Below are 21,341 nucleotides of genomic sequence, written 5' to 3' on the forward strand. Positions count from 1 at the left end.
TTGATTCCCGGTCCGCCAATCCTGCGTAACCCGTCACCCTGATCTGTTTGGCGGCAGGCGGTGATGACTCTTCGAATCAAGGAGGTTCACCATGAAACACACCCTCAATCCGTCCCCTTCCTCCCTGCACACCCTCGGCGAAATAACCTTTGCCAATTGTGGCGAAGGCAAACGCCCATTGCTGCGGGTCAACGCCGACGTGCCCCTGGCTGATGCCCTGGAACACGCTTCGTTGCTGCTACATCTGGCAAAACAGTTGACCCTGGACGCGGCCATGGAACCGCAGGCGGACCGCTATGCTTGGGCGGCACATTACCTGGGTGAGATGGGTAAAGCGGTGATGGATGATGTGCACACCGCGATGACAGCAGGCGCTGATCGACACTGAGCAACACCTCTGGGACGGGTAGCCTCGATGACTATCCGTCCATCGCCTTCCTCTCTCATCCCATTGCTTAAGTCCCATGACGGGACTAGGATTTCGAGCCATGAGGATTATCGCCGTCAGTCATTTGAAGACGTTCTGGGAAAAGCACCCGGATGTCGAACAACCGCTTCTGGCCTGGATCGATGAAGCGCGCAATGCCAGCTGGTCCACCCCGGCGCAAATCAAGGACCAGTTTTGCAGCGCGAGCATTCTTAAGAGCCGTCGCGTGGTGTTCAACATCAAAGGCAATGACTACCGCTTGGTAGTGGCCGTGGCTTATCGCTTTGGCGCCCTCTACATCAAGTTCGTTGGCACTCACCAGCAGTACGATGCCATCGACGCCGACAGCGTTGAAATGGAGTAACGAGCATGCAGATTCGCCCCATTCACACCGACCAGGACTACCGCGCGGCACTCAAGCAGGTGTCAGTGCTGTTCGATAACGAGCCAGAACCCGGCACCGCAGAAGGCGATTACTTCGACGTGATGATCACCCTGATCGAAGCCTACGAAGCCAAACAGTTCCCGGTCGACCTGCCCAACCCGATCGATGCCATCAAGTTCCGTATGGAGCAATCGGGCCTGTCAGCCGCCGACCTGGTCCCGGCCATCGGCCGAACCAACCGGGTCTACGAAGTGCTCAACGGCAAACGCGCCCTGACCCTGCCAATGATCTGGAAGCTGCACCAACTGTTCGGCATCCCCGCCGAGAGCCTGATCAAGCCGGTGAAGTCGGTCTGAGCGGTTCTTGATTCAGGCCTTGCACCCTCGCCCTTAGCGGGGGCCATTCCTGATCGCGCATAAACTCCAGCCTTTGATGATTTCAGAAAGCACTATCACCCCCAGCATCATCAGCGGGTTGTAGCCCGGAAAAAAATACGCGCCGATCAGAAGCACTGAAAAAGACGGCACGACAAACACCAAGCGCAAAGGGATCTGCGCAAGCCCCAGCCACTTGGCTTCTTTACGCTGAAACAGAAACAGGAAAGCGCTGACGACTATCGATAGCTGCAAACCCCAATTGATCATCACCATAACCAAAGCAGCGGTTCCATGCTCCTTGAGCACTTCAGTCGCCGCGGTCAGGTCATCCCAGAACGGAACCTTGCCCAGCCAGGCGCTACTCGAGACGTACCACAACAAATAGAGCCCATCGAGCCCGCCCCAAAACTGCCAGATCCGGGTCCGGTTCAGCTTCCTGAAAAAAAACATTACCGCTCCTTACTTGGCGCCGAGCCTTCTTCTCAGCAGCTCTGCCTTATAGATTTACCAATCTAATCTGGCTGTCATCCCGCGCCTATTTACCCTCCAGACTTCTCTGAAAGATTCTCGGATACTTGAAAAAATACCGTGGAACAACCTTGAGCTTGCCCCTAGGTAAACCCCTAAAGTGCCGCTCGACCCTCACCACAAAAAAGGACGTTTGCATGCTCACCATCGGTCAAATGGCCCGTTGCCATGACCTCACCACCAAGACCTTGCGCCACTACGACAGCATCGGTCTGTTTGCCCCGGCGCTGACCGGGCAAGACAACGGTTATCGCTATTACAAGCCGGAGCAGATCGGCACATTGGGGCGCATTGTCTGGTTGCGGCAGTTGGGCATGGGGCTGGAGGAGATTCGCGGGCTGGCGGACAGCGGCGCGTTGCACAGCGTGTTGAGTTTGCGCCAGGCGTTGCAGGCCCATGCCGGTGAACTGGAAACGCAGATCGCCCGCAGCCAGAACGTGCTCGGCCAGTTGCAGCGTTATCTGGCGCAGCCCGAACGCAGCCTGCCGGCACCGCAGACACCGGTGCGGGTGACGCTGGCGGCGCAGCGCATCATCGGCATGGCCTGGCAGCAGGATGACAAGGGCTCGATTGCCGAGCTGTGGCAGCGCTTCGAACCGCGCGAGCAGGAGATCCAGCGCCTGGCCGAACCTGTCGGCACTTACGGTATTTGCCAGCCTTTGAGCGACGGCCAGTGGCGTTATGTCGCCGGGCTACCGGTCAGCGCCGAGGCGCCCTTGGTGGAAGGCATGGTGGAACTGGAAATCCCCGCCCGCCAGTACGCCCGGATCGAGCATCGGGGCACGGTGCATACCCTGCCGGAAACCTTCCGCGCTGCCTACAGCGAATGGCTGCCGGCCGCCGGGATGCGGGCCGATGAAGGGGTGGAATTCGAGTACACCGGGGAGCGTTTTTTCGGGCCGATGCACCCGGACAGCGTGGTCGAACTCTATATTCCTCTGAAAAACTGATGCCTCGATCGGACGAGCAACCGACCAGATGACAGGTCTCTGTCAGCAAAAGGACTCATGATCCCGCTATGCTCTGTAGCTCATCCACAGCAACAGAGCGAAGGTCCGATGAGTTTCCAGGCGCCAGTGTTGAAGCAGATACCAGGCATCCGTCACGAGTTTTCTCGGATCGGGGCACCACTGCCTGCCAATCTGTTCTTCTGCTCCCAGGCCCACACCGGCGAGGTGGTCGAGGCCAGCACCACGCTGCCGAGCGGCATCATCCGCGGCGACGCGGTGTTCACCCGCACCGGCCGGCCTATAGCGGTGATTACAGCCGACTGCCTGCCGCTGCTGATCAGCAGTGAAGACGCCTCGTGGGTCGCCGCGGTCCATGCCGGCTGGAAAGGCCTGCACGGCGGCATCATCGACAATGTGCTGCAACGCTTCGCCGCCAAGGGCATCGCCGCCCATCAGTTGCGCGTGGCGTTCGGCCCGTCGATCAAGCCTTGCTGCTACGAAGTCAGTCCGGAGTTCATCGACACCCTGTCGGCCACCCAAGGCCACCTGTGGTCGCAGGAGCAGGCACCCTGGAGCCAGGAACGCCCCGCACCGCGGCTGCCCCCGGAGATTGCCCCGCCACCACCGACCCGGCCGGACTCGCTCTGGTTCGACCTGAGCGGCTATGCGCTGCACCTGTTGCGCGTGGCGGGCATCAGCGATGAACAGATCGAACACTGCGAGCACTGCACCTACTGTTCCAGCCCGACCCTGGCCAGCTATCGCCGCCGCGGCCACCGGGGCGAAGAAAAGTCCTTTCAGTACTCGTGGATAGGGCGTGCCTGAAAGCGCATTTTCAGATTTATCACGATAGGTCTTGGGCGCCGCACCGGGTTAACCTTGCGCGCCCCACAGACCCAACAAAGGAATGATCGTGTCTGACCAGCGCTATGCCCCGCCTCAAGCCGAGCTGGCCACTGCCAACGAAGTGCAGCGCCCTTTCTACGTAGTGTCCAAGACCAAGTTCATGACCCTGTTCATGCTGACCTTCGGCCTCTACCTGCCCTACTGGGCCTACAAGAACTGGCAGCAGTTCAAGCAGGCCAGCGGGCAGCCCATGTGGCCCATCGCCCGGGCAGTACTCATGCTGTTCTACACCCACGCGCTGTACCGCGAAGCCAATACCCTGATCAAGAAAAGCGGCCGCCGCTTTGACTGGCTGCCGTGGGACCTGGCTTCGCAGTTCGTGGTGATACTGCTGATCAGCCACGGCCTCGATGGCATGTCCAGAAGGAATCCCGACAGTTTGTCGCTGGATATCGCCAGCCTGGTGCTGTTACCGATCCAGGCGCTGGTGACCTTCAAGGGTCAGCGCGGCCTCAACGCAGCCGCCGGTGACCCGCTGGGCGAAAGCAACGCCCGGTTCACCCCGATCAACTATGTGTTCATGGCCATCGGGGCAACGCTGTGGAGCACGATGCTGTACTACATGGCCACGACCGTGAACTGAGCCCGGCGCCTCAAGCGCTCACATACACCCACGCCTCGATCCCGGACTGCAGCACCACGCTTACGCGCTTGTAGTCCGCCACCTCGTAGCTGTCCGCCGCGGCCAGCTCCTGGGCGGTGATGCGAAACACCGTGCCCGGGATAGGCGCACTGGCCGCGTTGCCCGGGCGGAGGATCGGGTGATGGGTCTTGCCGCTGGTGGCCAGCACCTCGGGGTCGGTGATCTCCACCCAGGCCTGTTCATACCCCGGCAGCGCGTCCGCGCTCCCCTCCAGTTCGCGACCGAAATTGGCCAGTTGCACGGCCTTGTCCTGCAAGGTGCCGTAGGAAAACAGGTACTGCAACGCTTCAGTGGTAACGCTCATTTCTCACTCCAGAATTCAGCGGCTGATTTTCAGTGCCTGGCGCGCCGCATGGCGCTCCAGCGCCAGCTCGATCAAGCGGCTGACCAGTTCGCTGTAGGTCATGCCCGCGGCCTGCCACAGCTTCGGATACATGCTGATGCGGGTGAAACCGGGCAGCGAATTGATCTCGTTGATCAGCACTTCGCCGCCCTGGGTCAGGAACACATCAACCCGCGCCAGCCCCGAACAACCCAGCACCTGGAACGCCTCGACGGCCAGGGCGCGAATACGCTCGCTGACCTCTTCGCTGAGGTCAGCCGGCACCACCACCTGGGCCGCCTGGTCGTCGATGTATTTGCTGTCGTAGGAATAAAAACCGCTGCCGACCACGATTTCCCCACAACCGCTGGCGATCGGCTGATCGTTGCCCAGCACCGCGCATTCGATCTCGCGACCACTGACCGCCGACTCCACCAAGACCTTTTCATCGAAGCCCAGCGCCAACTCGATGGCGGCGTGGTATTGCGCTTCACTGGTGACCTTGCTCACGCCCACGGACGAGCCCTGGTTCGCCGGCTTGACGAACATCGGCAGGCCCAGCTTGCTTTGCGCCAGGGCAAAGTCGGTACGCGCCGCGGTGGCACGGCTCAGGGTGATAAAGGGCGTCACTGCCAGGCCGGTATCGCGCAGCAGGCGCTTGCTGATGTCCTTGTCCATGCACACCGCCGAACCCAGCACATCGGAGCCCACGAACGGCAGGTCGGCCATGCGCAGCAGGCCTTGCAGGCAGCCGTCTTCGCCGAGGGTGCCGTGGACGATGGGGAAAATCACATCGACGTGGCCCAGCAGTTCCTGGCTGGAGGTTTCCACCAGTTGCTGGCTGGTCTTGCCCGGCACCACCGCCAGTTCGCGATTGGACTGGTTGAGGGCGATCAGCGCCGGGTTTTCCTGGTTGATCAGGAAGTTCGAGGTGTCGTTGAGGTGCCAGTGGCCGTTCTTGTCGATGCCGATCAGCACCGGCTCGAAGCGCTCGCGATCCAGCGCATCGACGATGTTGCGCGCCGATTGCAGCGACACTTCGTGTTCGGCCGAACGGCCACCAAAAATAATCCCGACCCGCAGCTTGCTCATGGTTTGTTCCCGTTAAAAAAGTGGTTCACCGGTGAGTCGGACCACTCAAGCCGGCTGATGTCGCAAGTGGATCAGCGCCACTCGCTGATTCTGTTTGTTCCGGCGTTCTTCGATGGCGAACGGCACGAACCCCAGCTTCGGATACAGCAGCAGACCCGCCACGTTGTCATTGAAACAGGACAAGGTCACCTGCGCGGCCTGGTGCTTGTCCCGGGCGATGCGCAGCATCTCGCCGATCAGCTGCCCGGCGACGCCCGCGCCGCGGGCCTCGGGATCGACGATGACGTTGCCGATGGTGCAGGTGCCCTGGGTTTCCCACTGGTAGAAGTTGGCGAACCCCAGCACCTGGCCGTCCCGCTCGATCACTGTCGAATCAGAGCGTTGGGCAATGGAGTCGCGCAGTTGCTCATGGGTCAGCGGCCAGGTGGCCGCCGGGAAAAAGAAAAACAACTCGCCGGGATTACTGGCAAAACCGCAGATCCGTGGAATATCCCGCTCCTGCACGGGGCGAAAAGCGAAGCTCATGTCCTGTCTCCTGACCCTGAAAATCCATGTAATGCACCCGGTGCCGGTTTCAGCGATTGGCCACCAGATGGGCGCCGAACAGCAGGTAGCAGCTGCCGGCCAAGCGGTCCAGCCATTTGCGTGAACGACTATAGACGGCCGCCATGCGGTTGCTGGCGAAGAACAGCGCGACGCAGCAGTACCAGGTGAACGACAGCGAGGCCATGGTCAGCACGGCCAGGGCCAGCAGCAACGGCGGCGGCGATGCCGGCATCGAAGTGGCGAAGATGGTGGCGACGAACAGCGCCGACTTGGGGTTGGTCATGTTGCCGAGAAAACCCAGGCGATAGGCCGAGAACAGGCTGCGGCCCGACTCGCCAGGCAAGCCATGGCCAGCACCGGTCAGGGCTGGCTTGCGCTTGAACTGCTTCAGGCCGAGGTAGATCAGGTAGCAGCCGCCGGCGATCTTGAAGGCCAGGTACAAGGCCGGGGCCGCGCTGAACAGCGACTTGATCCCCAGGCCGCCGGCCAGCCCCCAGAGCACCGTGCCGGTGGCGACGCCCAGCGCGGCGGTCATGCCATGGCGACGCGAGCAACTGGCGGCCAATTGCGCCGTGGTAAAGAAATTCGGCCCCGGCGTGACCACGGCCACGGTCCAGAGCAACGCCAGCGACAGCAGCGGGCCGGCATACAGCAAATGTTCAAGCGCCATGACACAGGCCGCCTTTATCGCGTGAAGGGAGGCTGACGCTACTCCACCTCGGGCTCATGGATCAACAGGTCGCCCGGCTGACACTCCAGGTATTGGCAGATCGCGTCCAGGGTCGCGAGCCGCAGGCCCTTGACCTTGCCCTGCTTGAGCAGGGACAGGTTGGCCTCGGTGATGCCGATCGCTGCCGCGAGGTCTTTGGATTTGACCTTGCGCCGGGCCAGCATCACGTCCAGTTGAATGACAATTGACATACTGATCTCACACGAAGGCGCGGTTTTCCGAATCCACTTCACTGGCCTGCCAGAGGATGCGCGCGATGATGGAAATACACGCGGCCAAAAACAGCGCGACAAAGGTCGGGGCGGTGATGCTGAGACTGATCAGGCGCTCGCCCACCGGCGCGTTCAGGGTGATCCAGACGCTGAGCAGCGGCTCGCAGAGAAAGTCCAGCAACACCCACAACGCCACACCTCGGCCAACCTTGCCCAAATGCACGGCCGCCGCGCTGGAAAAGTACTCGCCACGGGCATAGCTCTGGAACAGCCGACGCAGATGGTTCAAGCCAAAGGCCAACGCTAGCAGGGGGATGCTCGACAGCAGAATGCCGCCCAGGGTTTGCCACCAGGGAAAGGTGGCACCAGCGGCCAGATGGCTCGACAGGCTATTGCTCAGGCCAAACCCGAACCCATAGCCATTCTCCGCGCTCAATGGCGGAAACAGCCACAGCGCCGCGTTGAGCAGCAACATGGCAATGATCAGTAACAGGGTGACAGCCGACATGCGCTGGCTGAACCGGGCAAGACCTTGGGACGTCATGGGAGGCTCCAGAGGAAGGAATGTGACAGAAACCATAAAGAATTAATTATCGCAAAACAATAATTATTTTCTGCTATTCGATCATTTAATTCATATCCCGCACGATAGCCCCGGGGCTATGCTGAAAGTAATGGAGGCCATTGGAGAACGCTCATGAACGGTTTCCTGGTGATTTTCTTCACCCAGCAAAATCGCCGCTACCACGGCAAGATGGTCGGTGACTGGCTCGTCGACCTGGCCAATGAACTGGGCCTGCGCGGCGCCACCATGGGCACCGCCATCGAAGGCTTCGGCCACACCGGCCGGTTGCACTCCGTGCACTTTTTCGAACTCGCCGACCAACCCATCGAGGTCCGCCTGGCGCTCACCGCGGAGGAATGCACTCGGCTGTTCGAACGCCTGGAGACCGAAGACATCGCCCTGTTCTACATCAAGACGCCGATCGAATTCGGCACCCTTGGCAAACAGGCCGAGAAAGCCGGCGCGGGCGGATGACGCGCTGAAGACAGGTGCGCCCTCCTGGGTTACCGTATTGGCCTGACGTTGTTGTCGAGGACAGTTCCATGGGCAAGCCTGCCCCCCGTAAAGACTGGGTCCACCGCGCGCCTCCCGCCCGGGGGCTGGAGCGTATCGAGGCGTTTTTCGCCGGTCATGGCTACGACCTGCACCGTCACGACACCTACGCCATCGGCCGCACGTTGTCTGGGGTGCAGAGCTTCCAGTACCGCGGCGGCTGGCGCCACAACCTGCCGGGCGGGACCATGGTGCTGCACCCGGATGAAGTCCACGACGGCGAGGCCGGCACCCAGGACGGCTTCCATTACCGCATGCTTTATATCGAGCCGGCGCTGATCCAGCAGATCCTCGGCGGCCAGCCGCTGCCCTTCATCAAGAATGGCCTGTCCACCGACCCACGACTGTTCGCCGCTACCGACACCTTGCTGCGCAGCATGGAAAGCCCGCTGGATCCGCTGGAACAGGAAGACGCGCTGTTCGACCTGGCCCATGCGCTGAATGCCGTTTCCGGCGTTTCCCGGCCGGCGCAGCGCTTTGACTATCAGGCCGCGGAGCGCGCGCGGGAATACATGCACAGCGCCCTGGACCAGAGCATCACCCTCGACGAACTGGCCACCCACAGTGGTCGCGACCGCTGGAGCCTGTCGCGGGACTTTCGCCTGCTGTTCGGCACCAGCCCCTATCGCTACCTGACCATGCGCCGCCTGGACCTGGTCAGGGCCCTGCTGCTGCAAGGCCAGTCGCTGGTCAGCGCGGCGCTGCTGGCCGGCTTCACCGACCAGAGCCACATGACCCGCCAGTTCAGCAAGACCTACGGCCTGCCGCCGGCCCGCTGGCTGAAAATGCACGGCTGCTGAGCGCCGCCCGGCACGCACAATCGTACAAGAACCGCAGCGCCGCGCTGATTACCGTAGAGGCCCGATCACCTCTTTACGGAGCCGCACCATGAATCCAGCCAGCACCGCGCCCAGCACCTACCAGAGCCTGAACTTCGCCTACAAACTCGGCCTGTTCGACGACCACTGGCAGGCCCGTGTCATCGCCGAGATGAACGACTACCAGTTCAAACTGGTGAAGCTGCAAGGGGACTTCATCTGGCACGACCACCCGGACACCGACGAGACCTTTATCGTCCTGGAAGGCCAACTGCGCATCGACTTTGCCGACGGCCAGGTGACGATCAACCAGGGCGAGATGTTTGTCGTGCCCAAGGGCGTGAAACACAAGCCGTACGCCGAGCAGGAGGTCAAGCTGCTGCTGATCGAACCCAAGGGCGTGCGCAACACCGGCGAAGAAGGCGGCGAACGCACCGCGGCCAATGATGTGTGGATCTGAGCTCTCACGCTGACTCACCCTGTAGCCGCTGCCGAGCAACGCGAGGCTGCGATCGGCAGCGTAGCGGCCGCAAAGACGGGCAATGCATTCTTCAAGGCAAACCCCATGCGCAGGTTTGGCGAGGACTGCGTCCTCGTTCGCAGCCTCGCTTCGCTCGGCAGCGGCTACAGGCACGCCGTCATCGGCTGCCACTCAACCGCGTTCGGCGGCTGCCGCCAGGCCTTGGGCCGTCGGCACCCGCAAGCGTAGGGCCAGCAGCGCCCCCAGCAGGGCGAGCAAGGCGCTGGCGCCCACCGCTTGCTCGATGCCGGCCGCCTGCGAGCCGCCCAGCCCGGCGTTGGCCAGGGACACCAGCAGCGCCAGCCCCAGCGCCCCGCCGATCTGCTGGCTGGTGGAGGCAATGCCCGCCGCCACGCCCTGCTCGCCCGGCGCGATGCCCTGCCCGGCCGAAACCCACATGGCGGTCCAGGTCATGCCCTGGCCAATGCTCAGCACCACAATGCCCGGCATCAGGCTCCAGAACCCCGCCCCGTCGGGCAGCGCCACATACACCCCGCCGATACCCAGCGCCCCCAGGAGCAGACCGCTGACCAGGGTCGCCCGCAGCCCGAAGCGCAGCAACGAACGTTCGGCCAGCCAGATGCCCAGGGTGCATAACAGGGTTGCCGGCAGAAACGCCACACCGCTTTGCAGCACGCTGTAGCCGTAGACCTGCTGGAAGTACAACGCAAGGAAGTAGTACTGCACGCCGAAGCTGCTCATGAACAGGGCCGTGAGAAACATCGCCAGGCGCAGCTCGCGATGGGCCAACAGGCGCAGCGGCATCAGCGGGTCGTGGCCACGCTGTTCGATCCAGGCGAACACGCCGAGCAGGAGCAACGCCAGCGCGCCACAGCCCAGGGTCGCCGGTGCGCTCCAGCCCCATTCCGGGCCCTGGACAATGGCGAACACCAGCAGCGTGCCACCCACTGTCACGGTCAAGGCGCCGCCAAGGTCGAAGCGCCGGCCACGTTCGCGCTCGCCATCGGCCGGAATCCAGCGCCGGGCCAACAGGGCACAGGCGCCAGCCAGGGGTACGTTGACCAGAAACACCGCTTCCCAGCCCCACCATTGGGTCAGCACGCCCCCCAGCAGCGCGCCCAGGGCCAGGCCCGCCGCCGAGGCCGCGCTCCACACCGCGAACGCCCGGTTGCGCGCCGGTCCTTCGGCGTAATGGCTGTTGATCAGCGCCAGCGTCGCCGGGAACAGCATCGCCCCGCCGACACCCTGCACCGCCCGCGCCAGCACCAGCAGCAAGGCGCTACCACCCAGGCCGCCGGCCAGAGAGGCCAGGGCGTACAGGCTTTGCCCGACGATGTAGAAACGGCGCTTGCCCAACAGGTCGGCCGCCCGGCCGCCCAGCAGCAGAAAGCCGCCGAAGGCCACGCTGTAGGCACTGACCACCCATTGCAGTTGTTGCGCGGAAAACCCCAGGTGGCTGCCGATTTCCGGCAAGGCGACGAAGACGATGGTCGCGTCCAGGGCGATGATCAGCTGCGCGCTGGCCAGCAGTAGCAGCATCCAACCGGACGGCCTGGCTGAAGAGGTGGCGGGCATCACGTCGAGTCCTTGTGTGAAAAGTAAGGGGGGTGAATCAAGGACTCTCAGTTTCTTTGATGCGGATTAGATGATAAATACCGTCATTGCTCTTTCAGTGATGACTTTAATCATGGATCTGAACGCCGTTCGTTTGCTGGTCCGGGTCGCCGAGACCCGCAGCTTCACCCGTGCCGCCGGCGATCTGCGGCTGACCCAGTCCGGCCTGTCGCGGGCCATTTCGCGCCTGGAGCAGCAACTGGGCGTGCGCCTGCTGCAACGCAACACCCGCAGCGTCAGCCTGACCCCGGACGGCAAGCTGCTGGTGGAGCGCGCCGCACCGCTGCTGGCCGAACTGGCGCAAACCGAAAGCCTGCTGCTGGACCGCCGCGACTCGCCTACCGGCCTGCTGAAGATCAGCACGCCGTCGCTGTTCGGGCGCAAGGTGGTGATGCCGCTGATCGGCCGCCTGACCGAGCAATACCCGGACCTGAGCATCGAAGCGGTGATGACCGATCGCCTGGTGGACATCGTCGACGAAGGCTTCGACGCCATCCTGCGCACCGGCGAGATCCAGGACCAGCGCCTGATCGCCCGGCTCCTGGCGCCGCTGCGCTGGGTCACCGTAGCGTCCCCGGCCTACCTGGCCCGCCATGGCACGCCGCAAACCGTGGAAGAACTGCAACGGCACAACTGCCTGACCGTGCGCAACCTGCGCAGCGGGCGCCTGGTGGACTGGCAGTTCATGCTCGACGGCAAGGTGCGCGATGTCAGCGTGCCCAGCCGGCTGATCTTCGATATCGGCGACGCGCTGGTGGACGGAGTGCTGGGTGGTTTCGGCATCGCCCAACTGATGAACTTCGCCGTCGAGGACGCCCTCGCCGACGGCCGCCTGGTGCCGATCCTGCAGGCCTTTTCCGGGCGCAGCCGGGCGCTGTCGCTGGTCTATCCGCCGTCGCGCCAGTACTCGCCCAAACTCAAGGTCTTCGCCGACGCCCTGAACACCGTCAGCTGGTAAGCCGCGGCTACAGGTGTACCCGCTCGGCGAGGAAATCGATAAAGGCCCTGACCCGGGATGGCAGGTGCCCACCCTGCCCCAGGTACACCGCGTGGAAACTTTCCGGGCGGCTGTCGTCGAACCTCTCCAGCAGCGGTATCAGTCGCCCCTGGGCCAGGTCGTCGGCAATGGTGAAAGTCGCCAGCTGGGCGATGCCGACCCCGTTCAGGGCCAGATGCCGCAGCGCTTCGCCGTCGCTGGCCTGCGCTCGGCCGTTGGGTTGGATCAGCATGGGCGTGCCGTTTTCCATCAGGCGCCAGCCTTCCACTGCCCGCGCATAGTCGAAGCCGATCAGGTTGTGCCGCTCCAGTTGCGAAGGTGCCTGGGGAGTCCCGTGGCGTGCCAGATAAGCAGGCGCCGCGACTATGATCGAACGGCTCTCGCCAAGTTTGCGCGCTACCAGCCGCGAGTTCTCCAGCGGCCCGGCGCGCACCGCGACATCAGTCTGCTCGCCCAGCAGGTCGACCAGGGAATCGGTGTGCACGATATCCAGGGACACCGCCGGATAACGCCCGAGAAACTCCGCCATCAGCGGCGCCAGCACATGCAGGCCGAACGACGCGCTGGTGTTGACCCGAATCCGCCCCACCGGCTCGCGACCGTTGGTGGCCTCGCGCTCCACCTCGCGCACATCGGCCAGGACCCGCACGCAGTTGTCGTAGAACGCCCGGCCTTCCGGGGTCAGTTGCAACTGGCGGGTCGAACGGTTGAGCAGGCGCACGCCGAGGCGTGACTCCAGGCGGCCCAGCAGCTTGCTCACCGAGGACGGCGTGGTGCGCTTGAGCCGCGCGGCGGCGGACATGCCGCCGGATTCCACGACCCTGACGAAGGTTTCCATCTCGGCGAAGCGGTTGATGTCGCTGCCAGCCATATGAATTCAACTCACAGATGATGTGCCAGACAGCCGTCTATTTCACGGCAAAAGCCAACTCTATGATGGTCCGCACACCCACTCAAGGACCTCTGGCATGAACACTCCAACCTCCCCCGCGCGCCACTTGCTAGTGGTCGGCGGCTACGGCGTCACCGGCAGCGCCATCGTCGAACACATGGTTCGCCAACCCGACTGGCGACTGACCACCGCCGCCCGCCGTAGCGCCCCCGCGCAACTGGCCGACGGCAGCCCGGCGCCGGCCCATGTCAGCGTCGACTTGCTGGACGCTGATGCGGTGAATCATGCCTTCGGCGACCTGCGCGAGGTCACCGACCTGGTGTTCTGCGCCTACAGCGAACGGGAAACCATGGCCGCCACCGTGGCGCCCAACGTGGCCATGCTCGAACACAGCCTGCTGGCCCTGAAACAGGCCGGGGCGAAGCTGCGGCATGTGGTGTTGATTGGTGGCGGCAAGTCTTACGGCGAGCACCTGGGCCACTACAAGACCCCGGCCAAGGAGAGCGATAGCCGGATGGTGGGACCGATCTTCTATAACGATCAGGAGGACCTGCTGTGGCAGCGCGCCGAGCAGGACGGCTTCGGCTGGACCGTGCTGCGCCCGGACGGGGTGATGGGCACCAGCCTGGGCTCACCGATGAATATCCTCACCGGGGTGGCGGCCTTTGCCGCGATCAGCCAGGAGCTGGGCGTGCCCCTGCGTTTCCCCGGCAGCCTGGCGGCCTGGAACGCCTTGCATCAAAGCACCGATGCCCGGCTGCTGGCACAGGCGGTGCTCTGGGCGCTGAACGCCAGCGGCGCGCGCAATGAAGTCTTCAACATCACCAATGGCGACCACTTCCGCTGGCAACATGTGTGGCCGGAGATCGCCGGGTTCTTCGACCTGCCGGTCGCCGCGCCGCAGCCGATGAACCTGGGAGTGCAGATGGCCGACAAGGCGCCGCTGTGGCAGCGCATCGTGGCCAGGCACGGCCTGCAACCGACGCCCTGGGAACAGATCGCCGCCTGGCCATTCGTCGACGGCTGGCTGAACACCGGCTACGACATGGTGCAGAGCACCATCAAGATCCGCCAGGCCGGTTTCCACGGCTGCATCGATACTCACCAGAGCATCCGCGAGCAACTGCAGAACCTGCGCGAACGGCGACTGATTCCCTGAGGCGGATCACAACGGCAGGGGCTTGCCGTCCAGCGGGTCGCCAATCCTCAGGAAATGCCCGCCCGCCACATGGTGCAAGGTGCGCAAGGCATCGTGCCCGGTGAAATGCCAACGGCCGTCGCTGAACACTCGCTCATCGGCCTGGGCGGCGATGACTTCGCCGAGGAACAGGTCGTAGCGTTCATGGTTGTGCGGCTCCGGCAGCAGGCGGCATTCGAGCCAGGCCACGCAGCCATCGAGCAACGGTGCGTCGATCAGCTCGCCGGCGAAGGTCGGCAGGCCATACAGCTCGAACTTGTCGCGGCCCTGGTCGCGGGTCAGCTCCAGGCCCGAGGTGGAACCCAGGGTCTGCACGATATCGACCTGGGCGGCGCACGGCACGTTGAGCACGAAGGTGCCGGAGGCTTCCAGCAGTTGGCGGGTCCAGGTGGCTTTGTCGAGCACCACGGCGACTTTCGGCGGCTCGAAATCCAGGGGCATGGCCCAGGCTGCGGCCATGATGTTGCGCTGGCTGCCATGGGCGGCGCTGACCAGCACGGTCGGCCCGTGGTTGAGCAGACGATAGGCCTTGGCCAGGGGCACCGGACGACGGTGGGATGCGCTCATGGGTAAGGCTCCGGGAAAAAAGAGTCGATTGTAGCGACATCCCGGTTCTGGGCAGCATCCGGGATTGGGCATTTTCCCTGGATAATCCATCCAGATTGACCGGGCTTATCCCTGACTCGCGGCTGCTTAGACTAGGCCTTCACCTCACAGGCTGAAGGAGCTTTTCCATGGCAGACCATTCTCTGAAAAACAAGGTCGCGTTGATCGCCGGTGGCGCGAAGAACCTGGGCGGCCTGATCGCCCGGGACCTGGCCGCCCATGGCGTGCAGGCCATCGCCGTGCATTACAACAGCGCCGCCAGCAAGGCCGACGCCGAGCAGACCGTGGCGGCGATCAAGAACCTGGGCGTCGATGCCCAGGCGTGGCAGGCCGACCTGACCACCGCCGCGGCCGTGGAGAAACTCTTCAGCGACGCCAAGGCCCGTTTCGGCAAGATCGACATCGCCATCAACACCGTGGGCAAGGTCCTGAAAAAACCCATAGTCGAGATCAGCGAAGCCGAGTACGACGACATGTTCGCGGTCAACTCCAAGAGCGCGTTCTTCTTTATCAAGGAAGCCGGCAAACAGCTGGAAGACCACGGCAAGCTGGTGACGCTGGTGACCTCGCTGCTCGGCGCCTATACACCCTTCTATGCCGCCTACGGCGGGGCCAAGGCACCGGTGGAACACTTCACTCGCGCCGCCTCCAAGGAGTTCGGCGCCCGCGGTATCTCGGTGACTGCCGTGGGTCCGGGGCCGATGGACACGCCTTTCTTCTACCCGGCCGAAGGCGCGGACGCCGTGGCTTACCACAAGACCGCCGCGGCGCTGTCCGGCTTCAGCAAGACCGGCCTGACCGACATCGAGGACGTGGTGCCCTTCATCCGTCATCTGGTCACCGACGGCTGGTGGATCACCGGCCAGACCCTGTTGATCAACGGCGGCTACACCACCAAGTGAGGCCCGCCCTTCTGATCGACGGTTGTCATCACCACGGGTAATCCGCCAGAGGGCGAGGTAGATTGGCGTTTGGAAGAAATCGCCATCAAGTGCGACACGATTCTGTAGGAGCGAGGCTTGCCCGCGATCAAGGTCTGTCTGATACAACGCTATCGCGGGCAAGCCTCGCTCCTACGGAAAACACGCACCGCAAGCTTCGGACCCCGCCCCATCCATGGATAAGCTCGAGCAATACCGTGTGTTCATCCAGGTGGCCGACATGGGCAGTTTCATCAAGGCCGCGCATGCCCTTGAACTGCCCCGGGCCACCGTGTCGGCAGCGGTGCAGCAACTGGAAACCGCCCTTGCCACGCGCCTGTTGCACCGCACCACGCGCCAGGTACAACTGACCGCCGACGGCGCGGTCCTGCTGGAGCGCGCGCGCCTGTTGCTGAGCGATGCGGTGGAACTCGAGCAGTTGTTTCACACCCGTCTGCTGGACGTTTGCGGCCGGCTCAATGTCGACGTACCCAGCCGGATCGCCCGGCGCCTGATCGCCCCCGCCCTGCCCGAACTTTTCGCCAGCTACCCCAGCCTGAAACTGGCCCTGGGCTCCACCGACCGCTCCATCGATCTAGTGCAGGAAGGCGTGGATTGCGCGATCCGCGTCGGCACCCTGCGCGACAGCAGCCTGATCGTCAGGCGCCTGGGCAACCTGGCCCTGATCAATTGCGCCAGCCCCGAATACCTGGCCCGGCACGGCCAGCCACAGACACCGGGCGACCTGGTCGACGGTCACTGGATGGTCGGCTACGGCTCCCCCAGCACGGGCCGCGAACAACCCTGGGAATACCTGGCCGAAGGTCACGAGCTGGAACTGAACCTGCCCAGCCGGGTGATCGTCAACAACGCCGAAAACTACATCGCCTGCTGCCGGGCCGGGCTGGGCCTGATCCAGATTCCGCGCTTCGATGTGCAGTACCTGCTCGACAGCGGTGAACTGGTGGAAGTCCTGCCCGAGTTTCGCCCCGCGTCCATGGCGATCTCCGCGCTCTACCCCAATCGCAACCATCGCTCGCGTCGGCTGAACGCCTTTATCGAATGGTTCGAAACCCTGGTCGCGCCCCATCTCGAAAGCGATCGGCAGGGCTGACAGCCGCCCCGCGCGGTCATGACGCTCACACCGGCCGAGGCAACCGGAACATCAGCTGGACAATTGGTTGGCGAACTGGCCGACAGCGCTCACCACCTTCTGCGCGCCGTCCTGGATCTCGACGATTACCGTGCCGGCTTCGGCGGCCAGGGCCAGGCCCTGCTCGGCCTGCGCCTTGCCATCGGTCATCAGCGCCACGGCCTCGCGCGCCATGTCCTGGTTCTGCCGCACCACGCCGACGATTTCGTCGGTAGCCTTGCTGGTACGCGAGGCCAGTTGCCGGACTTCGTCGGCCACCACGGCAAAGCCGCGCCCCTGTTCACCGGCCCGCGCCGCTTCGATGGCCGCGTTGAGCGCCAGCAGGTTGGTCTGCTCGGCGATGCCGCTGATGGTCTTGACGATGGTGCCGATCACCAGCGACTGCTCGTTCAGCGCCTCGATGCCTTCACCGGCCTGCTGCATGTGCTTGGCCAGGTCGCGCATCACGTTCACCGCCTCGGTCACCACGGTGGTGCCGCGCTGGGCGCTGTTGTCGGTTTGCAACGAGGTGCTGTAGGCGATGTTCGCCGCCTCGGCGACTGCCTGCTCCTGGTTCACCTGGTCGGTGATCACGGTGGCGAACTTCACCACCTTGTACAGCCGGTTGTTGGCATCGACCACCGGGTTGTAGGAAGCCTCGAGCCAGACCACGCGGCCGTAGCTGTCGATGCGCTTGAACCGCCCGGCGACAAACTCGCCGGCGTTCAGGCGCCTCCAGAACGCCTGGTACTCCGCGCTGTTGTACTCCTCGGGTTCGCAGAAGGTGCGGTGATGCTTGCCCTGGATTTGCGCCAGGCTGTAGCCCATGCCGTGGAGGAAACGCTCGTTGGCCGTCAGCACGTTGCCGTTGAGGTCGAACTCGATCACCGCCGTGGAGCGGACCAGCGCGCCGATCAGGTTCTCGTGCTCGCGAGAGGCTTCGATGGTGCGGGTCAGGTCGCTGGAGTAGATCGAGAACTGCTTGATCCGCCCCTGGGAATCACGGACCGGCTGGGAGATCGAGCGCAGCCAGGCTTCCTGGCCATTGCCGCGCAGCAGGCGTACCGCGCCGGCAAAGTGCTCGCCACGGGTCAGCGTCGCCTTGAAACGGTGGTGGAACTCATCGGTCTTGACGTGAGCCGGCACGATGTCCTCGATGTGACGACCGACCAATTCGCTGCCTCTGTAGAGCATTTCCTGGTTGAAGTTGTCGTTGGCCGACAGAATGCGTCCATCGGGACCGAGAATCAGCACCAGCATTTCGCTGTCGAGGCTGTCCTTCACTTGCTGCAGGCTCGAGAGTTCTTCGCGTAGAGCCAACAGCTCTTGCTTCAGGCTTTTGTTGAACATGGGATGCACCGATGGGCAGTAATAGTGGGCAGCATTGTCTCTAGCCATCGGCGCTAGAGTATTTTTCTGAAGAGCCCGTAAGACATATCCGACTAAAAAACTTTGAAACGGCTCAGGCCCCGGCCCTGCGGGGCTACAGCCCATGCTCAGGAGCCCGGAAGAGGGGCTATAGTCCTGCTCTGGAAAATCAACGGCAATCGACGGAGTGCAATCTATGGAGGCTTCACGCAAGGCCCTGTTCGACCAGGTGGCGGCCCGTCTGGGACACGCTTTCGACGGTGAAATGCGCATCGGTGGCAACTACGTGCCCGCGGTGCAGAACGGCGACGAGGTGTACGTCAGCGGGCAGATCCCGCGCATCGACAACAGCGTAAAGGTGGTCGGCCGGGTCGGTGGCGATGTGTCGCTGGAGGACGGCCGATATGCCGCGCGTATTTGTACAATGCGTGCCCTGGCGATCCTCGCTCAGTTGCTGGGCGATCTGCAGCGGGTGAAAAAAGTCCTGCGGCTCAACGTCTATGTGCAAAGCGCCGCTGACTTCACCCAGCAGAGTGAAGTCGCCGACGCGGCCTCCGAAGTGCTCTATTCGATCTTTGCCGAGGCCGGGGTGCACACCCGCACCTCCCTTGGGGTCTATCAGTTGCCAAAGAATGCCGCGGTGGAAATCGACATGATCGTCGCCCTCGAACCCCTTCCCCCGCCCCATGAGGATGTTGAGGATTAGGGTCTGTACGAAAAGTCGGCGAGCGAAGGTCAGGCAAGGCAAAAACAGGCGAGGAAGCGGAGTGTAGGGGCCTACATGAGCATTCCGAGCCTGTTTTTAACGCAGCATGACCGAGCGCAGCCACTTTTCGTACAGGCCCTAGCTGCCATTGGTGCGGCACTGGCCCATCACCTGATACTCAAGGGTCTTGAGCTGGCCGGCCGAATCCTCGTAGGTCATGCGTGACGGCACCGGGTTGCAGGCCTTGGCCAGCGGCGTCACGCTGACCACCTTTTGCACATCCAGGGGCATGCCGTAGCGATAGTTTTCCACCACCGGCGCCTCCTTGCCCTGCTTCGCCGCGTAGGCCGCCATGGCCCGCTCGTTCGCCTGCATGGCGCGGTCGAAGGTGCGGTCGCCGCCGCCTTCGGCCATGGCCAGGGACGAAATGGAAACTACCAGCGCGGCGATACTCAATTTAAAAAACTTCATGACTGTTTCCTCGTTTTGGTTAGTTGCAACGAGGATAACCAGTGGCCCCTGTCAGGAAGATCACGCGCACATTACTTATTTGCAATAAACCCAAAGCCATCTCTTTTCATTAAGCAAACCTCTTATAAAACAAGACCTTCATCTACCACCAAAACCAACTTACAGCTTCTATCCTTGCAGAATTGTAATAACCGGATCACCTCCGCGTTATCTGTTGTTTGCAACTATCGGCGTTGACTCCAGCCGTTAACCAGACGGTTCGCGAGTACAACTAACAAGAACGCCCCAGGCGACATAACAGCTGATAGCTGCCCATATCCAGGAGCAAACAACATGCGCACTCAAACCCGCTGGTCCCTGTCCGTGTTTTCCGCGGTACTGGGACTCGGCCCATTGGCCGTGAACGCGGCAGACGACCAGCCCGAAGGTTTTATCGAAGGCAGCCGCCTCAACGTGCTGGCCCGCAACTACTACTTCAATCGCGACGATCGCAAGGGCCAGTCCAGCCCCACCGGCAACGGTTATTCCGAAGCCTGGGCCCAGGGGCTGATCGGCAAGTTCGAGTCCGGCTTCACCCAGGGCACCGTCGGTTTCGGCCTCGATGCCTTTGCCATGTATGGCTTCAAGCTCGACTCCGGCACCGGCCGCAGCGGCGGGCGCGGATCCTTCAACATGCTGCCGGTGGACGACGACAACCACCCGGCCGACAACTACAGCAAGGTCGGCGGCGCGGCGAAAATGCGCCTGCTCGATACGGTGATCAAGGTCGGCGACGTCTTCCCGAAAACTCCGGTGGTGCACTACGGCGACTCGCGCCTGCTGCCGGAGAGCTTTCGTGGGGCCACCTTCGAAAACACCAGCATCGACGGCCTGAGTGTCCAGGGCGGACGCCTGCACAGCATGAGCCAGCCCGACAGCAGTAGCCTGCGCGACGGCTTCGCCACCTTCTATGCTGGCAAGGTCGACTCGCCCTGGGTCGCCTACTTCGGCGGCGATTACAGTCTGAACAAGCACCTCAGCGTCAGCCTCTACAGCAGCCGCCTGAAGGACGCCTGGGACCAGTACTACTTCGGCACCGCCGCCACCTGGCCGGTCTCCGACCAGTTCTCGCTGTTCGCCGGGTTCAACTATTACAAGGCGGTGGACGAGGGCAAGAAGCTGCTCGGCAAGCTCGACAACAACATCTGGAGCGCCAAGGTCGGCGCCACCTATGGCGCCCACACCCTGTCGCTGTCGCACCAGCGCAACAACGGCGACGACGACTTCGACTACCTGCGCCAGTCGGACTCGATCTTCCTCGACAACTCGATCCAGTACAGCGACTTCAACTCGCCGAAGGAACGCTCGTGGATGGTCCGCTACGACCTCGACATGCAGCCCCTGGGTATCCCCGGCCTGTCGTTCATGACCCGCTATGGCAAAGGCAGCGATGCCGACTACAGCAACGCCAACGCGGTCTATATGCGCCGCGGTGCGGACGGCAATCCGCTGACCGACCAGCGCCGCTGGGAGCGTGATATCGAAGCCAAGTACGTGGTACAGGGCGGCAGCCTCAAGGACCTGTCGCTGCGCATCCGCCAGGCGACCATACGCTCCAGCAGCTTCGAGTCCGACCTGGAGGAATTTCGCCTGATAGTCGAGTACCCGCTGGCCATTCTTTAAGCCTTTGCGCCGGGCGGGGAAGAGCCCCGCCCGACGTTAAAACTTCTTCACAGACGCCCATCTTTCAGAACTGTAATATCGCCCTCACCTTCTCGTCAGGTTGGCCTTCATATACTTGCCCCCATGCCCGAGCCGACAGCGCTTCGCTAGCGGCCAGCACCTGCGGGAGATCATGTCTTGAAGCCTGCCCACCTGACTCCGCCTGGCCAGCCCAGCGCGCTCCCCAGCGATAACGGCAGCG

27 protein-coding genes and 1 pseudogene are annotated in these 21,341 nt (G+C 63.0%); 15 read left to right on the plus strand and 13 right to left on the minus strand.

Annotated features, from left to right (window positions below; translation table 11 throughout):
- Positions 1-91 precede the first annotated feature (91 nt).
- From C4K38_RS26925 to C4K38_RS26935, 3 genes are all read left to right on the plus strand, one after another.
- Complete coding sequence (locus C4K38_RS26925) at positions 92-388, plus strand: DUF3077 domain-containing protein (protein WP_016703612.1); 297 nt, start codon at positions 92-94, stop codon at positions 386-388.
- Between the two features lie 100 nt (positions 389-488).
- Positions 489-791 carry a type II toxin-antitoxin system HigB family toxin gene (locus tag C4K38_RS26930; RefSeq protein ID WP_025806290.1) on the plus strand — a complete coding sequence of 101 codons (303 nt, stop codon included), beginning with the start codon at positions 489-491 and terminating at the stop codon, positions 789-791.
- A 5-nt stretch (positions 792-796) separates the two neighbouring features.
- Positions 797-1,168, plus strand: coding sequence for a helix-turn-helix domain-containing protein (locus C4K38_RS26935; protein ID WP_053280883.1), 372 nt, complete (start codon positions 797-799; stop codon positions 1,166-1,168).
- Positions 1,169-1,201: 33 nt separating this feature from the next.
- Here C4K38_RS26935 and C4K38_RS26940 read toward each other — a convergent pair whose 3' ends face one another.
- Positions 1,202-1,639 (minus strand): hypothetical protein, encoded by a 438-nt coding sequence (locus C4K38_RS26940; RefSeq protein WP_053280884.1) that lies wholly within the window; start codon positions 1,637-1,639, stop codon positions 1,202-1,204.
- Positions 1,640-1,854: 215 nt separating this feature from the next.
- On the opposite strand from C4K38_RS26940, the gene C4K38_RS26945 reads away from it, so the two are divergent.
- The 3 genes from C4K38_RS26945 (at position 1,855) to C4K38_RS26955 (ending at position 4,156) form a co-directional block, all read left to right on the plus strand.
- A complete protein-coding gene (locus tag C4K38_RS26945; RefSeq protein ID WP_053280885.1) occupies positions 1,855-2,667 on the plus strand; it encodes a MerR family transcriptional regulator in 813 nt (270 codons plus the stop codon).
- Between the two features lie 108 nt (positions 2,668-2,775).
- Complete coding sequence (locus tag C4K38_RS26950; RefSeq protein ID WP_053280886.1) at positions 2,776-3,492, plus strand: purine nucleoside phosphorylase YfiH/LACC1 family protein; 717 nt, start codon at positions 2,776-2,778, stop codon at positions 3,490-3,492.
- Between the two features lie 82 nt (positions 3,493-3,574).
- Positions 3,575-4,156: a hypothetical protein gene (locus C4K38_RS26955; RefSeq protein ID WP_232007622.1), complete on the plus strand. Its 582-nt coding sequence runs from the start codon at positions 3,575-3,577 to the stop codon at positions 4,154-4,156.
- A 10-nt stretch (positions 4,157-4,166) separates the two neighbouring features.
- On the opposite strand, the gene C4K38_RS26960 is transcribed toward C4K38_RS26955, so the two are convergent.
- From C4K38_RS26960 to C4K38_RS26985, 6 genes are read right to left on the minus strand one after another with little or no spacing between them, the layout of a single operon-like run.
- Positions 4,167-4,520, minus strand: coding sequence for a gamma-glutamylcyclotransferase family protein (locus C4K38_RS26960; protein WP_053280888.1), 354 nt, complete (start codon positions 4,518-4,520; stop codon positions 4,167-4,169).
- Positions 4,521-4,535: 15 nt separating this feature from the next.
- Positions 4,536-5,630: a D-alanine--D-alanine ligase gene (gene ddlA, locus C4K38_RS26965; RefSeq protein WP_053280889.1), complete on the minus strand. Its 1,095-nt coding sequence runs from the start codon at positions 5,628-5,630 to the stop codon at positions 4,536-4,538.
- A 45-nt stretch (positions 5,631-5,675) separates the two neighbouring features.
- Positions 5,676-6,155: a GNAT family N-acetyltransferase gene (locus C4K38_RS26970; RefSeq protein ID WP_053280890.1), complete on the minus strand. Its 480-nt coding sequence runs from the start codon at positions 6,153-6,155 to the stop codon at positions 5,676-5,678.
- Positions 6,156-6,204: 49 nt separating this feature from the next.
- Complete coding sequence (locus C4K38_RS26975; RefSeq protein ID WP_053280891.1) at positions 6,205-6,846, minus strand: LysE family transporter; 642 nt, start codon at positions 6,844-6,846, stop codon at positions 6,205-6,207.
- Positions 6,847-6,884: 38 nt separating this feature from the next.
- Positions 6,885-7,097 carry a helix-turn-helix domain-containing protein gene (locus C4K38_RS26980; protein ID WP_009050838.1) on the minus strand — a complete coding sequence of 71 codons (213 nt, stop codon included), beginning with the start codon at positions 7,095-7,097 and terminating at the stop codon, positions 6,885-6,887.
- 7 nt (positions 7,098-7,104) lie between these two features.
- On the minus strand, positions 7,105-7,662 hold the full coding sequence (locus C4K38_RS26985; protein WP_053280892.1) for a DUF2975 domain-containing protein: 558 nt from the start codon (positions 7,660-7,662) through the stop codon (positions 7,105-7,107).
- A 153-nt stretch (positions 7,663-7,815) separates the two neighbouring features.
- On the opposite strand from C4K38_RS26985, the gene C4K38_RS26990 reads away from it, so the two are divergent.
- The 3 genes from C4K38_RS26990 (at position 7,816) to C4K38_RS27000 (ending at position 9,513) form a co-directional block, all read left to right on the plus strand.
- Positions 7,816-8,157: a DUF190 domain-containing protein gene (locus C4K38_RS26990; protein WP_053280893.1), complete on the plus strand. Its 342-nt coding sequence runs from the start codon at positions 7,816-7,818 to the stop codon at positions 8,155-8,157.
- A 68-nt stretch (positions 8,158-8,225) separates the two neighbouring features.
- A complete protein-coding gene (locus tag C4K38_RS26995; RefSeq protein WP_053280894.1) occupies positions 8,226-9,035 on the plus strand; it encodes an AraC family transcriptional regulator in 810 nt (269 codons plus the stop codon).
- An 88-nt stretch (positions 9,036-9,123) separates the two neighbouring features.
- The gene (locus C4K38_RS27000) at positions 9,124-9,513 is read left to right on the plus strand and encodes a cupin domain-containing protein (protein WP_053280895.1); all 390 of its coding nucleotides are present in this window, start codon (positions 9,124-9,126) and stop codon (positions 9,511-9,513) included.
- Positions 9,514-9,705: 192 nt separating this feature from the next.
- Here C4K38_RS27000 and C4K38_RS27005 read toward each other — a convergent pair whose 3' ends face one another.
- Positions 9,706-11,109, minus strand: coding sequence for an MFS transporter (locus C4K38_RS27005; protein ID WP_053280896.1), 1,404 nt, complete (start codon positions 11,107-11,109; stop codon positions 9,706-9,708).
- A 112-nt stretch (positions 11,110-11,221) separates the two neighbouring features.
- Between C4K38_RS27005 and C4K38_RS27010 the strand changes: the two genes are divergently transcribed.
- On the plus strand, positions 11,222-12,106 hold the full coding sequence (locus tag C4K38_RS27010; protein ID WP_053280897.1) for a LysR family transcriptional regulator: 885 nt from the start codon (positions 11,222-11,224) through the stop codon (positions 12,104-12,106).
- Between the two features lie 7 nt (positions 12,107-12,113).
- Here the strand turns inward: C4K38_RS27010 and C4K38_RS27015 are convergent, their stop codons facing one another.
- Positions 12,114-13,016 (minus strand): LysR family transcriptional regulator, encoded by a 903-nt coding sequence (locus C4K38_RS27015; protein ID WP_053280898.1) that lies wholly within the window; start codon positions 13,014-13,016, stop codon positions 12,114-12,116.
- 97 nt (positions 13,017-13,113) lie between these two features.
- Between C4K38_RS27015 and C4K38_RS27020 the strand changes: the two genes are divergently transcribed.
- Positions 13,114-14,196, plus strand: a complete 1,083-nt coding sequence (locus C4K38_RS27020) for an SDR family oxidoreductase (RefSeq protein WP_053280899.1) — start codon at positions 13,114-13,116, stop codon at positions 14,194-14,196.
- Positions 14,197-14,202: 6 nt separating this feature from the next.
- Here C4K38_RS27020 and C4K38_RS27025 read toward each other — a convergent pair whose 3' ends face one another.
- Positions 14,203-14,802 carry a flavin reductase family protein gene (locus tag C4K38_RS27025; protein ID WP_053280900.1) on the minus strand — a complete coding sequence of 200 codons (600 nt, stop codon included), beginning with the start codon at positions 14,800-14,802 and terminating at the stop codon, positions 14,203-14,205.
- A 167-nt stretch (positions 14,803-14,969) separates the two neighbouring features.
- Between C4K38_RS27025 and C4K38_RS27030 the strand changes: the two genes are divergently transcribed.
- Both C4K38_RS27030 and C4K38_RS27035 read left to right on the plus strand, forming a co-directional pair.
- Positions 14,970-15,743, plus strand: a complete 774-nt coding sequence (locus C4K38_RS27030; RefSeq protein ID WP_053280901.1) for an SDR family oxidoreductase — start codon at positions 14,970-14,972, stop codon at positions 15,741-15,743.
- 214 nt (positions 15,744-15,957) lie between these two features.
- Positions 15,958-16,875 (plus strand): LysR family transcriptional regulator, encoded by a 918-nt coding sequence (locus C4K38_RS27035; protein ID WP_053280902.1) that lies wholly within the window; start codon positions 15,958-15,960, stop codon positions 16,873-16,875.
- Between the two features lie 51 nt (positions 16,876-16,926).
- Here the strand turns inward: C4K38_RS27035 and C4K38_RS33040 are convergent, their stop codons facing one another.
- Complete coding sequence (locus C4K38_RS33040) at positions 16,927-17,358, minus strand: methyl-accepting chemotaxis protein (RefSeq protein ID WP_230589656.1); 432 nt, start codon at positions 17,356-17,358, stop codon at positions 16,927-16,929.
- A gap of 156 nt (positions 17,359-17,514) precedes the next feature.
- Positions 17,515-18,534, minus strand: a pseudogene (locus tag C4K38_RS33045) (PAS domain-containing protein); the annotation flags it as partial.
- On the opposite strand from C4K38_RS33045, the gene C4K38_RS27045 reads away from it, so the two are divergent.
- The gene (locus tag C4K38_RS27045; protein WP_053280903.1) at positions 18,458-18,967 is read left to right on the plus strand and encodes a RidA family protein; all 510 of its coding nucleotides are present in this window, start codon (positions 18,458-18,460) and stop codon (positions 18,965-18,967) included. The pseudogene C4K38_RS33045 and the gene C4K38_RS27045 sit on opposite strands and share 77 nt — an antisense overlap.
- A 138-nt stretch (positions 18,968-19,105) precedes the next feature.
- Here the strand turns inward: C4K38_RS27045 and C4K38_RS27050 are convergent, their stop codons facing one another.
- Positions 19,106-19,438, minus strand: a complete 333-nt coding sequence (locus tag C4K38_RS27050) for a DUF2790 domain-containing protein (protein WP_053280904.1) — start codon at positions 19,436-19,438, stop codon at positions 19,106-19,108.
- A gap of 333 nt (positions 19,439-19,771) precedes the next feature.
- Here C4K38_RS27050 and C4K38_RS27055 point away from each other — a divergent pair, with 333 nt between their 5' ends.
- Positions 19,772-21,100, plus strand: a complete 1,329-nt coding sequence (locus C4K38_RS27055) for an OprD family porin (protein WP_053280905.1) — start codon at positions 19,772-19,774, stop codon at positions 21,098-21,100.
- The last annotated feature ends 241 nt before the right edge of the window (positions 21,101-21,341 follow it).

The organism is Pseudomonas chlororaphis subsp. piscium, from assembly GCF_003850345.1.
Taxonomy (GTDB): domain Bacteria; phylum Pseudomonadota; class Gammaproteobacteria; order Pseudomonadales; family Pseudomonadaceae; genus Aquipseudomonas; species Aquipseudomonas piscium.